The sequence below is a fragment of the Dysgonomonas sp. 520 genome, assembly GCF_010501095.1.
Classification (GTDB): domain Bacteria; phylum Bacteroidota; class Bacteroidia; order Bacteroidales; family Dysgonomonadaceae; genus QVMP01.
Genome location: NZ_QVMP01000005.1, coordinates 86,885 through 98,698 on the forward strand (window position 1 = coordinate 86,885; position 11,814 = coordinate 98,698).

General features: G+C 39.3%; 11 protein-coding genes. 7 read left to right on the forward strand and 4 right to left on the reverse strand.

Features of this window, described 5'->3' with window-relative positions:
- Positions 1 to 77: 77 nt before the first annotated feature.
- Positions 78 to 2,057, reverse strand: coding sequence for a hypothetical protein (locus D0T56_RS04085; RefSeq protein WP_163318863.1), 1,980 nt, complete (start codon positions 2,055 to 2,057; stop codon positions 78 to 80).
- A gap of 217 nt (positions 2,058 to 2,274) precedes the next feature.
- Here D0T56_RS04085 and D0T56_RS04090 point away from each other — a divergent pair, with 217 nt between their 5' ends.
- The 3 genes from D0T56_RS04090 to D0T56_RS04100 all read left to right on the forward strand — a co-directional run bounded on the left by D0T56_RS04090 (position 2,275) and on the right by D0T56_RS04100 (position 6,218).
- Positions 2,275 to 3,168, forward strand: coding sequence for a class I SAM-dependent methyltransferase (locus tag D0T56_RS04090; protein WP_163318864.1), 894 nt, complete (start codon positions 2,275 to 2,277; stop codon positions 3,166 to 3,168).
- Positions 3,169 to 3,233: 65 nt separating this feature from the next.
- Entirely contained in the window at positions 3,234 to 4,295 is a 1,062-nt protein-coding gene (locus D0T56_RS04095; RefSeq protein ID WP_163318865.1) for a bifunctional 3-deoxy-7-phosphoheptulonate synthase/chorismate mutase type II, read from the forward strand.
- Between the two features lie 201 nt (positions 4,296 to 4,496).
- Positions 4,497 to 6,218 (forward strand): S41 family peptidase, encoded by a 1,722-nt coding sequence (locus tag D0T56_RS04100; protein WP_163318866.1) that lies wholly within the window; start codon positions 4,497 to 4,499, stop codon positions 6,216 to 6,218.
- A 234-nt stretch (positions 6,219 to 6,452) separates the two neighbouring features.
- Here D0T56_RS04100 and D0T56_RS04105 read toward each other — a convergent pair whose 3' ends face one another.
- A complete protein-coding gene (locus D0T56_RS04105) occupies positions 6,453 to 7,256 on the reverse strand; it encodes a hypothetical protein (protein ID WP_163318867.1) in 804 nt (267 codons plus the stop codon).
- A gap of 334 nt (positions 7,257 to 7,590) precedes the next feature.
- Here D0T56_RS04105 and D0T56_RS04110 point away from each other — a divergent pair, with 334 nt between their 5' ends.
- Complete coding sequence (locus D0T56_RS04110; RefSeq protein ID WP_163318868.1) at positions 7,591 to 8,436, forward strand: helix-turn-helix domain-containing protein; 846 nt, start codon at positions 7,591 to 7,593, stop codon at positions 8,434 to 8,436.
- An 89-nt stretch (positions 8,437 to 8,525) separates the two neighbouring features.
- On the opposite strand, the gene D0T56_RS04115 is transcribed toward D0T56_RS04110, so the two are convergent.
- Positions 8,526 to 9,377 carry a bifunctional methionine sulfoxide reductase B/A protein gene (locus D0T56_RS04115; RefSeq protein ID WP_221412332.1) on the reverse strand — a complete coding sequence of 284 codons (852 nt, stop codon included), beginning with the start codon at positions 9,375 to 9,377 and terminating at the stop codon, positions 8,526 to 8,528.
- Between the two features lie 99 nt (positions 9,378 to 9,476).
- Positions 9,477 to 9,644, reverse strand: a complete 168-nt coding sequence (locus D0T56_RS16590) for a hypothetical protein (RefSeq protein WP_185153831.1) — start codon at positions 9,642 to 9,644, stop codon at positions 9,477 to 9,479.
- A gap of 85 nt (positions 9,645 to 9,729) precedes the next feature.
- On the opposite strand from D0T56_RS16590, the gene D0T56_RS04120 reads away from it, so the two are divergent.
- From D0T56_RS04120 to D0T56_RS04130, 3 genes are all read left to right on the forward strand, one after another.
- Positions 9,730 to 9,999 (forward strand): zinc ribbon domain-containing protein, encoded by a 270-nt coding sequence (locus D0T56_RS04120; RefSeq protein ID WP_163318904.1) that lies wholly within the window; start codon positions 9,730 to 9,732, stop codon positions 9,997 to 9,999.
- Positions 10,000 to 10,194: 195 nt separating this feature from the next.
- Positions 10,195 to 10,743, forward strand: coding sequence for a DUF4199 domain-containing protein (locus tag D0T56_RS04125; protein WP_163318870.1), 549 nt, complete (start codon positions 10,195 to 10,197; stop codon positions 10,741 to 10,743).
- Between the two features lie 14 nt (positions 10,744 to 10,757).
- Positions 10,758 to 11,705, forward strand: coding sequence for a glycosyltransferase family 2 protein (locus D0T56_RS04130; RefSeq protein ID WP_163318871.1), 948 nt, complete (start codon positions 10,758 to 10,760; stop codon positions 11,703 to 11,705).
- Positions 11,706 to 11,814 lie beyond the last annotated feature (109 nt).

Sequence of the window (11,814 nt, forward strand, 5' to 3'; positions counted from 1 at the left end):
AACAAAAGAACAAAGGCTATCTTCACTATTGCAGAGATAGCCTTTTGATGAAATTTAGAATATTTTAAACTTTTATCTTATTCCAATATTCTTTTCGCTGTTTCTATCGAACCATCTTCGTAGGTTGTTTTTACGATAACAAGTCCTTTAGCATCTTCTGCTACTTCAACACCCGTAACTGTATAGTATTTCACGGATACAACAGCTTTAGATGAGGTTGTGTTGTCTATTCCGGTTGTTATGTCAAATTCAGCACCAACAGTTTTAGGTCCATCCATCAATAGTTGACTAGTTGTGTTGCTAGAACTTTCGGAAGCAGCATGTCCTGTCCAGTTTTTTAGGTAGTAATCCGTACTAGGTGTTGCTGTTAGGGTGATTGTAGCATTAAGAGGATACATTGATACCGTTTCGCTAACTACAACTTTTGTATCTTTATCTACATCTTCGTCAAGGTAGTAGTGACATACTTCGCCGTTTTTAACAGCTTGTCCATCACACTCAACTGTTAGAGAAACTGCAGGGATAACTTTAAGTTCTTTGATAAAGGCACTACTATTAATTCCAACACTAATTAACTGCTCAGTAGCTGTGCCATCATAATAATACACAAATGTTGTTTCTTCTGTACCAAAGACATGTTCTACTTTTTGAACATTATCTTCGTAAAATCTAAATTTTCTGGAGTCACCAGCACCTACAACTGTGGCATAAACGAAAAAAGCGCCATCTAGTTTTACGGAAACCCGTGTATCAGATCCACTAATTCTTATTCCATCTTTGCTAATTTTTACAGTCTTGTTATTAACATCTATCTTCATTGTATAGTTGTCTGTTGAATAGACTGTTGTGTTACCGGAGTAATCAGCAAGAACAAAATCTGCAGATGTCCATGATTTAGAAACTAAATCGGATGCTTTTATGGCAATAAATGTATCGGCTGCAGTAACTTCTCCCTCACAAGCTACAGTAATTGGAGTTGTTACGCCAACATTGGTGCCGGAAATAGTAATATCACCATTATATGTTCCTACAGCTTCATCAACAAGTTTTACATAAACAAGAGTTGCAGCTAACGAACCGTTAGTAGCTGAAATAGTTGCAGTTGATCCAAAATTCTCATCATCTGTGGAAACCTCAAATCCAGTTGGTGCTGTAATTGTGATTGTGCCTGCTGTCAGTGCAACACCTGAAAGACTAAATGTTTGAGATGCAGAAGGTCCTTTACCTTCTTCGTATTCAAATCCTGAAAGGCTAGACTCAGTTGCCGAAAGTGATGGTGTTGTTATTTCAGTGAAGTTTGCTACAACCTCTTTGTTTCCATCCATAGTTATTGTATACACTCCATCTGTATTAACAACATCTGCAGCATCAGTTCCAGTCCAGTTAACAAACTCGTAGCCTTCTTTAGGAGTAGGAGTGAGAGTTACTACATCAGTTGCGGAATATAATGTTTTTTCAGGATCAACAGTAACTGTTCCTGCATTTTCAGGATAAACACTTGTTGTCAGGCTATTTGTACCAGTTGCGGCGGGAACAATGAATTTGATAGCATATATCATCATATCTCCTGACGCATAAGGCTTCAATATATATTTTTTAGAAGCATCAAGACCAGTAACACTGAAAGAAGCACCAGCCACTTTTGCTGAAGCGACAGAATTTGAAAGAGTTACGCTTCCATCACTCGGGATAAGGTCTGCTGTGAGAGTCCTGTTTGATGTAGATGAAGATTGGTAATAGATAACTACGCGTTCCACACCTGTTATATAGAACCAAGCACTTCTAGTATCTACGCTTTTCACATATATACCATCTAATTTTGTAGAACTGGTATATGCTAAATCTGTTTCTGGGTTCAGATTAGTAACATCTTGGCTTTTTCTTTCAGTATATGACTTTCCTTCAACCCAATCAGATTCGGCTGCAATATTTGCTATTGTAGTATAAATAACTTCATTAGTTGTAAACAGCTTGTAATCTTGCCCATTCACTCCTAAAACACCCATCAGCATAAAGCTGACGAATAATAATCTTAATTGTGTAATTTTTTTTCTCATAGGTATAATGATTTAAATTTAAATAGAATGTCCCGCCTGGATGATATTAGATAACACAAAAATAGAAACCGAAAGATGGCTAAGGGGGTACAAATGATTTTAAAAAGGGTGACATTTTGGTTTCTCATTATTTTTCTGCACTTTATCGGAACAGGATACCAAAAACACTCACTTTATTAATATCTTTGTGCTGTTAAATTTCATATATCAGCTATTTATGCATCTTCTCGAACCTAAACATTGGACAGATTATAAACTTATAGATTCCGGTAATTACGAAAAACTGGAACGTTTTGGCAAATTCATAGTCTCACGCCCCGAACCTCAGGCAGTTTGGACGAAATCACTGTCGGAAGAAGAGTGGCAACAAATGGCAAATGCAACTTTCACCCGCGAAAAAGGAAAATCGTCGCAAGACGGAAATGAAAGAGGCGAGTGGAAACAGAAAAAAAGTATGCCCGACCAATGGTTTGTGAAATATGATTACAAAGACATGCACTTGAAATTTCGTTTAGGTTTGACTTCCTTCAAGCATGTCGGGATATTTCCGGAACAAGCTGAAAACTGGAACTTTATATATGATACGATAAAGAATTTTAATGCTCCTGAACCCAAAGTGTTGAATCTTTTTGCATATACAGGAGGAGCTTCTATTGCTGCGAAAAGCGCAGGGGCTGACGTGACTCATGTCGATTCGGTGAAGCAAGTTATCACGTGGTCGCGCGAAAACATGGAGGCTTCCGGTTTGGATGGAATCCGGTGGATTGTGGAAGACGCATTGAAGTTTTGCCGACGAGAGGTTAAAAGGGGTAAAAGATATAATGGAATCATTCTCGACCCTCCCGCCTATGGAAGAGGTCCTGATGGAGAAAGATGGATTCTGGAGGATAATATTGCCGAATTGATGTCCTTGTGCGGAGAATTGCTCGAAAAGAAAAACTCTTTCCTTATCCTTAACCTCTATTCGATGGGTTTTTCGGCTGTGATAGCGGCAAACCTGATAAAAGACTACTTTCCTGATGTAAAAAAATGCGAATATGGAGAGTTAATTATACCGGAAGATTCAGGAAAATTCCTACCTTTGAGTATCTTTGCGAGATTTGTAAGATAAAAAGGTTGTTTCCTGTCTTATTTAGCGTAATTAGGGTAAAATAGTAACAAAAATTATATAAGCAAATGGAATTAGAGTCAATTTTGTTGCCCGGAATGGATGCGAAACGCCCATTCCTGATAGCAGGTCCATGTAGTGCCGAAACAGAAGAGCAGGTAATGAAAACTACAAAAGAACTTGCAGCCAACGGAGTAAAAATACTAAGAGCCGGTATCTGGAAACCTCGTACCAAACCGGGAGGTTTTGAAGGTGTAGGCAGTGAGGGATTGCAATGGCTGAAAAAGGTTAAGCAAGAAACAGGCATGTATGTTTCCACGGAAGTGGCAACCGAAAAACATGTATACGAGGCTTTGAAATATGGTGTAGACCTGCTTTGGGTGGGTGCACGCACAACAGCTAACCCTTTTGCCGTACAGGAAATTGCAGACGCATTGAAAGGTGTTGATATTCCCGTGCTTGTAAAAAATCCGGTTAATCCCGATCTTGAATTGTGGATTGGAGCTTTGGAAAGATTAAGCAATGCAGGATTGAAAAAACTGGGAGCAATACATCGTGGATTCAGTTCTTACGACAAAAAAATATACCGCAACTTGCCTCAATGGCACATCCCGATCGAATTGAAACGCAGATATCCTAACCTGCCCATAATATGCGACCCTAGCCACATCGGCGGGAAGCGGGATTTGGTATTGCCATTGTCTCAACAAGCAATGGATTTGAATTTCGACGGACTTATCATCGAAACGCATTGTAATCCGGATGAGGCTTGGAGCGATGCTTCTCAACAAGTTACGCCAGCCAAATTGAAGGAGATAATGGATTCGTTGGTTATCAGAGACAGCAAGCAAACAACGGAAGACTTGTCGGCGTTGAGAAAACAGATTGACGAATTGGACGATCAGTTGTTGGAGTTGTTGGCAAAGCGTATGCGTGTATCTCAGGAAATAGGTACTTTCAAGAAAGAACATAATATGACGATTGTTCAAACCAACCGTTACGATGAAATCCTTACGAAGCGTATCAATCAGGCTTCGGAGATGGGTATGAATCCTGAGTTTATGCGTGTTGTGCTGGAGGCAATTCACGAAGAATCGGTAAGACAACAGGTTGACATTATGAATAAGTAATCTGTTTCTTTGAAATATGAAAAACGGGCGAGGCTATCTATTCGGATAGTCTCGTTTTTTTGTACAATAATAAAGATGCCTCGATCTTATTTTTTTAGAAAGATATAACAATATGTTAAGTTGATTTGTTAATAAAAAGTTGTTTCTTTGTTCGTTTTTAGTTTGAAAGAATATTCAGTTTCATCATTTAGCAGATTATATATGAAAAGAAAGGCCGTTTTATTGATAGCATTACTTTCCATTTTGTCATTCAGAGCAAATGCTCAGGAGAATGATAAAAAATATTTTGATATAAATAAATACATCGAAATTTTCAACTCCACACTGAGGGATTTAGATATTTACTATGTCGATTCCATTGATGTAGAGAAGAATGTGAAGACTGCGATAACCGGGATGTTATCTAATCTCGATCCTTACACCAACTTCATCATGGAAGAAGAAATGGACGATTTCAAGTTCATGACAACTGGCGAATATGCCGGTATAGGTTCGTACATTCTGGCACGGGAGCATAACGGAAAAGTGGCTGTGATGATAACAGAGCCTTACGAAAATATGCCTGCCGCAAAATCGGGACTGAAAGCCGGGGATATAATTCTTTCGATTGATGGTGAAGATATGGTGAAGGATGGTTCGGTTGACAAAATTGGTCGTGAGCTATCTAATAAAGTAAGTACTTCATTGAAAGGACAAGCCGGTACGGAGGTAGTGGTAAAGATTGAACGTGTTGGCAAAAAGAAACCGATGGAGTTCAAGGTTAAGCGTGAATTAATCCACGTTGGCGCAGTGCCTTACTACGGAGTGCTATCCGACAATGTGGGATATATTTCTTTTTCAGGATTTACGGATAAAAGTGCTTCTGAAGTGAAAAACGCATTTCTCGATTTGAAAAGTCAAGGCATAACATCGCTTATTATAGACATAAGAGGCAATTCGGGCGGACTGCTGGATGATGCGATACAGATCGTAAACTTCTTTGTGCCCAAAGGCGAAGTTGTTCTTACAACCAAAGGGAAGATGAAACAAGCCGAAAGAACATACCGGACTACTTTAGCCCCGATTGATACGGAAATTCCTATTGCCATATTGGTTGACAGAGGGTCGGCTTCTTCTTCCGAAATTCTTTCCGGATCGTTGCAGGATATGGACAGGGCTGTAATTTTAGGGCAGCGGACTTTTGGCAAGGGATTGGTGCAGATGACCAGAGAGTTGCCTTATGGTGCAAGCCTGAAAATAACAAGTTCTAAATACTACATACCGAGCGGCAGGTGTATTCAGGCGATTGACTACACTCACCGGAACGAAGACGGTAGTGTGGGACGTATTCCCGATAGCCTGACTCATGTGTTTAAAACAGCGTCAGGGCGTGAAGTCAGGGACGGCGGTGGTATCTCGCCCGATTTTGAATTGGAGCCGGAGAAATATCCGAGCATGCTCTATTATCTTATTAATCAAAATATCGTGTTTGATTTTGCTACTATCTGGACTGAGAAGAATCCTAAAATTGCATCGGCAAACGAGTTCAGCATTTCGGACAAAGACTATGAAGAGTTTAAAGCGTTTGTGAAAACAAAAGACTTTAAATACGATCAGACTAGCGAAAAAACGATGAGTACCCTCAAAGAAATAATGGAATTTGAAGGTTACATGAAAACTGCCGAGGATGAATTTAAAGCATTGGAAGCAAAGCTTGTCCCCGACTTGGACAGGGATTTGGAGACATTCAAAAACGACATTGTTGAATATTTGAACATGGAAATCGCAAAACGTTACTATTACAACAGGGGTGAAACGATTGTTCAATTGAGGAACGACAATGTGGTGAAAAAGGCAATTGAAGTGCTGAACGACAAAGACCTTTATGCAAAAACATTACAGCCTAAGGCCAGCGAGGAAGCTCAAGCCAATATAATGAAATAAGTTTTTTAGAAACGGGAATAATTCAAACGGGCGTATTTCAGGAATACTGTTTTTCGATATATAAAAAGGAAACATCTTAATTGAAAGATGTTTCCTTTATTTTTTTTGTCGCATGGGATTTGCAATCCCATGTTTGGCTACTATCCGGATTTTTGTTCCGGGGTTACAAACCCCGGAGAACAAGGAAAGATGCGATTCTCGTATCTTAAATATATTTAATGGCTGATAGATTTACTAATCCTGAATTTTTATAGCTGTGATGTTGTCTTCAAGCCAAAGGCCTTGCCCTATTCTTCCAAACTCGAAAGCTGGAGCGGTAGTCAGTTTATTGACATTTCCAACTATAAATGTATATGTTTTATTCGCATTCGTAGCATTGTTAAGAACAACAGAACCAACCGCTGTATTGTAAAGTCCATATCCTACACCTGCAACCAGCCTATTATTACCTTCAAAATCAGAAGTATAAGTGGCGGTAGTTACCGGCATTCTTGTTCCCATAGGGACGATGCCATCCGTGAATGAGGATCGAATCCAATAAGGAGAGGTCATAGGATTTGTAATTGGATATTTATGTGCTACAAGAAATGCTACTTGTACAAGCCATCTTCCCGAAGGCAAGGTTAAGGTCGTCCCTGTACTGAGGAAGAACTGTGTGGTTGTATCTGCTATAACAAAAGTTGAATCTCCATTCCAAACAGCATTAACTGTTTGTATTCCATGAGACCGCCATTTGGCATTACCACTTGCATCAGAAGTAAGTACCCGTCCATCGGCTTGCGATCCATCCTGCAAGCGGAAGCCACCACCTTGGGTGCTGCTTCTGATATCCACCTTTGTCTGAGGATTGTTCGTCCCAACTCCGACTCTGCCTTGAGCATCCACCACCACATCGTCTGCAACATTTGTGTTTCCGCTCGTGTTGCGTGCCGCATCAATATGAAATACTCCCTGAGGCGATTCCGTGTTCACTCCCACCTGTGCTTTGAGTGCCGTAACGGCTAAAAAAATCAATAAAATTAAACTGCTCTTTTTCATAAGTTTCTAATGTTGTTTGTTGTGTTAAATATTTCTGTTTTAACCCTTTGCATATCTGTCACTGGGTAAGTGACGGAGGAAGCTAATGCTTGGTGGGAAGTTCTTTATATTCAGAGGTTTAATTAATCGCGGAAAGGCAATAGTACAACCCGGTAAGTAATTTGTTAAACGTGTGTTATCCGTCGAGGGGATAAAATGCTTTATTTCCCCAGTAACATACTGATGGATAATTGTTTACGTATGACTGATACGCGAATTGGAAAAACTGATAAAAATAAGGCTTGTGTGTTTTTAGTTAAACACGCTGATTTTTTAATACTTAAACAACTTTATAATGATCAAAGCTGATAATGACAAACCAATTGTTTTCTTGGATTTGGAGCAAGGAAAAGAGTGGTGTTTTCCCTCAGGAGAAAACAAGATAATATTGGTCGCACAAGGAAAGGTATGTTGTAATTCTTCGGGGATTGAAATTCCCTCTTCTAAAATGGCGTTTTATTCTTTTAGAGATGAAGTCTCCCTAACGACGGAAGATGAGTCTAACATAGTTCTGATACGATTTGCAAACCGGTCGGGACTCTGCGATATTCTTTCGCCTCTTTTTCGTAGCATAGGGACGACTGCCGACAACTACACCGTTCTGCCCGTAAAGAGCGTTGTAAATAACTTTCTGCAAACAGTCAAGGTATATCAGGACAGCAGAATTAACGATAGCTATCTGGACGATTTGAAGCTAAGGGAATTCGGGTACATACTTAGGAGTTTTTATCCTGAAACTGTATTGCAAAACTTTTTCAAGTTCTTGCCCAATCAAGACATGGTGTTCATCGAACAGGTAGGCATACATTCGCGCAACATTCGCTCCGTCAGGCAATTGGCGCAAGTAATGAATTACAGTTATTCGGGGTTCAATAAACGATTCCGAAGAGCTTTTGGAATGTCGGCATACACTTGGATGAAAGATAATAAGGCAAAACAAGTGTTCAGGGATATTTGCCTGACAAGTATGAGTTTGAAACAGATAAGCACCAGCCACAAGTTTGCCACCTTGTCTCACTTCAATGAGTTTTGCCATAGAAATCTGGGGTCTTCTCCTTCGCAGATAAGACGAAAAAACAAGGAGTTTAATCGTGTAGAATTACGCCCCTTGAAACAACAAAATCCGTCACTTACCCAGTGACAGATTTTAGTTAACTCCTTTATTTTATGATACAAAGGTACTCAAATATTTTACTTGTACAACTCTTTCAAAAATATTTTCAACACCCTTTAATCAAATATCTTTCTGTAAACATGGCAGTATGGTGTGGTGCCTTTGTGCAGGTAATATTGCTGGTGGTAATCCTCAGCTTTCCAAAATGTTGATGCCGCAACCAGTTTTGTTGCCACCTTGTAACCTTTTGATTGCAGAATGTCGATATATTTTTGTGCTATCGCTTTCTCATTTTCATCCGAATAAAAGATGCAGGACAAATATTGAGGTCCTATATCCGGACCTTGCCCATCGGTTTGCGTGAAATCGTGAGTCTCGAAAAAGAGTTTAACCAAATCTTCGTAACTCGTTTTTGTTGTGTCATACTCCACCTCCGTAGTTTCCAGATGACCGGTTTTCTTTCCGCTCACTTCCTTGTAACTGGGATTGTCGACATGCCCGCCCATAAATCCGACGGCAGTGTGTTTCACTCCATTCGCCTTCATGAAGTAATATTCAGTACCCCAGAAACAACCCGACGCAAAATATGCCTTCCTGATTGTCTTGCTTTTTTCGGGAATAAATTTCATTGAGATTGAATTAACACAATGACGTGTATTTTTATCGGTAAATCCTTCTCCCAGAAAAACATGTCCGAGGTGTGCCCCACAATTTGCACATATTATTTCAGTCCGTCTTCCGTCCTTGTCGGGAACACGCTTCACGGCTCCCGCAATTTCATCGTCAAACGATGGCCATCCGCAATGCGAATCGAACTTGTCGGACGATTTATACAATGGTGTGTCGCAGCGTTTGCACACATACGTGCCTTCCTTTTTATTGTCAAGATACTCACCGCTATAAGGTCGTTCCGTACCTTTACGCAATATAACATCTTCCTCTTCCGGTGTCAGTTTATTGTATTTCATATTGTTCTTGTCTGATGATCCGTTATTATTCTGAGTGCATGATACCCCAATGCCAAAATAAAAAACGAAAAGTATAATCAATTTAAATCGAAACATACATCAAAATTCGTTTTCATCATCGTCGTACAGATTATTCAATTCAAAATCGAGACTGTCCAGTTCCTTTTGCCACAACTCCATGACATGCTTGGGGGTATCAATAGGAGCATCTGCAATTCTTTTCTGAACAATTCTAATTTCTTTTTCCAATTCTTCACGTCTGCTCATTGTTTTTAACTTTAAAAGTTTCTACTATCTTTATAAACAAGTTGAATCAAACGAAAGTTTTATAACTAACCTTAAAACAATGAAAATGGAACAGACTTATTGCCAAAGTTGCGGGATGCCAATGTCACCCGAGTTTTACAGTACAAACGCAGATCAATCCGTAAATACCGAATATTGCAGCTATTGCTACAAAGACGGAATCTTTGCCCAAGATGTAACAATGGACGAAATGATTGATCATAGCCTCGTATATCTGGAAGAATTTAATAAAGATTCTGAGAATAAATTTACAAAGGAGGAAGCGCGCGCTGGTATGAAACAATTTTTCCCGACATTGAAACGCTGGAAAAAATAAGTAATTTATTCAATATTTTCCGGGTAGGGGTAGAATGTTATTTTTACTCCACCCGGAAGATGTCGAATAAATGAATGAAATAACGCTTTATCCGGTATAATATCAGACATAAACAATTCTGATCGCAAACTTATTTCAAATACAGATTCGCTTATATGAGAGAATTTAGTACTTTTGCACAAATTTTCTCAACTGATGGTGAATTCGAAAAAGCTAAAGTACTCTTTTAAAAACATCCTGACTTATGCCATGCAATATGGTGTTGTTCTTGGTGTCTTTTGGCTTTTCAAATATATATTCATGATTGTTTGGGATGTATACGACCATCTTTGGTATGTGTATAATGTGCTCAATATCGGAACCCCTCTCATATATTATGTTTTGGTAAACAGATATAGGGAAAGGGCTTTAGGCGGCATTATGTCGTATAAAAGATGTCTGGCATTTTCCACTATGCTCTTCTTTTTCGCATCTCTCATCGAGTGCATAATCATATATATCCATATCGGGTTCATCAACCCCGATTTCCTTTCGAAGCAGGGGCGGATTGGCATACTCATTCTAGAACAGCTACTGAGGATATTCAGTGAGCCGACGCAATCGGTAAATGTGGCAAAACCTTTCCATCTGGCAAGCAATGCCGAATACATCATCAATAATATATATGTAAGCACCCTGTACGGATTCGTATTGTCATTATTTTATGGTATATTTGTAAGAAGAAAAAGACCGGATTTAAACTAATTTTGAAACAAAAGATGGATATATCTGTTGTTGTGCCATTGTATAACGAAGAAGAATCGCTCCCGGAACTATTTGAATGGATAGAAAAGGTAATGAACGAAAACAAGTTCAGTTACGAAGTCATCTTTGTTGACGATGGAAGCACAGACCATTCGTGGGAGGTTATAAATAAACTGAAAAGCAGGTCGGAACATGTTAAAGCCATAAAATTCCGTAGAAATTACGGAAAATCGCCGGCTCTGCATTGTGGTTTTGCCAAAGCCGAAGGTGATGTTGTGATAACAATGGATGCCGATCTTCAAGATAGTCCCGACGAAATTCCCGAACTATACAGAATGATTAAAGAAGATGGTTACGATCTGGTTTCGGGATGGAAAAAGAAAAGGTACGATCCACTTTCAAAAACAATACCTACCAAGCTGTTCAACTATACCCTGCGAAAAGTATCGGGCATAAAACTACACGACTTCAATTGCGGATTGAAAGCCTATCGTAAGGCCGTTGTGAAAAATATAGAGGTGTATAACGATATGCACCGTAATATTCCTTATCTGGCAAAAATAGCAGGCTTCAAGAAAATAACAGAGAAAGAAGTGCAGCACAGAGCCAGAAAATACGGGTCGAGCAAGTTTGGCTTAAGCCGTTTTGTGAATGGCTATTTAGACCTGCTCACGCTCTGGTTTCTGTCTAAATTCGGGCGCAAACCGATGCATTTTTTCGGACTGCTCGGCAGTTTGATGTTCTTCATTGGTTTGGTTGCCGTTATTGTTGTAGGTGCAATGAAGTTGTATGCAATGAACAACGGGATGCCATTCAGATTAGTGACAGATTCTCCTTATTTCTATATTTCCCTGACAATGATGATACTGGGGACACAGCTTTTTCTTGCCGGTTTTCTGGGCGAAATCATATCCCGCAATTCGTCTGAAAGAAATAATTATAAAATAGAAGAAGAAATATAGATTGCGCTAATCATCTTGCCTGGTCAGGATGACAAAAAGAAGTGATATGAAAAAGCGGGGATCACTTTAATGTTAATTACATTATGAAATAGTGATATCTATTGTTATT

Bases quoted from the DNA above. Each gene is read 5' to 3' on its own strand.
- D0T56_RS04105 (WP_163318867.1), bottom strand. From the start codon at position 7,256: ATGAAAAAGAGCAGTTTAATTTTATTGATTTTTTTAGCCGTTACGGCA.
- D0T56_RS04110 (WP_163318868.1), top strand. From the start codon at position 7,591: ATGATCAAAGCTGATAATGACAAACCAATTGTTTTCTTGGATTTGGAG.
- D0T56_RS04130 (WP_163318871.1), top strand. From the start codon at position 10,758: ATGGATATATCTGTTGTTGTGCCATTGTATAACGAAGAAGAATCGCTC.
- D0T56_RS04120 (WP_163318904.1), top strand. From the start codon at position 9,730: ATGGAACAGACTTATTGCCAAAGTTGCGGGATGCCAATGTCACCCGAG.
- D0T56_RS16590 (WP_185153831.1), bottom strand. From the start codon at position 9,644: ATGAGCAGACGTGAAGAATTGGAAAAAGAAATTAGAATTGTTCAGAAA.
- D0T56_RS04085 (WP_163318863.1), bottom strand. From the start codon at position 2,057: ATGAGAAAAAAAATTACACAATTAAGATTATTATTCGTCAGCTTTATG.
- D0T56_RS04095 (WP_163318865.1), top strand. From the start codon at position 3,234: ATGGAATTAGAGTCAATTTTGTTGCCCGGAATGGATGCGAAACGCCCA.
- D0T56_RS04100 (WP_163318866.1), top strand. From the start codon at position 4,497: ATGAAAAGAAAGGCCGTTTTATTGATAGCATTACTTTCCATTTTGTCA.
- D0T56_RS04125 (WP_163318870.1), top strand. From the start codon at position 10,195: ATGGTGAATTCGAAAAAGCTAAAGTACTCTTTTAAAAACATCCTGACT.
- D0T56_RS04090 (WP_163318864.1), top strand. From the start codon at position 2,275: ATGCATCTTCTCGAACCTAAACATTGGACAGATTATAAACTTATAGAT.
- D0T56_RS04115 (WP_221412332.1), bottom strand. From the start codon at position 9,377: ATGAAATACAATAAACTGACACCGGAAGAGGAAGATGTTATATTGCGT.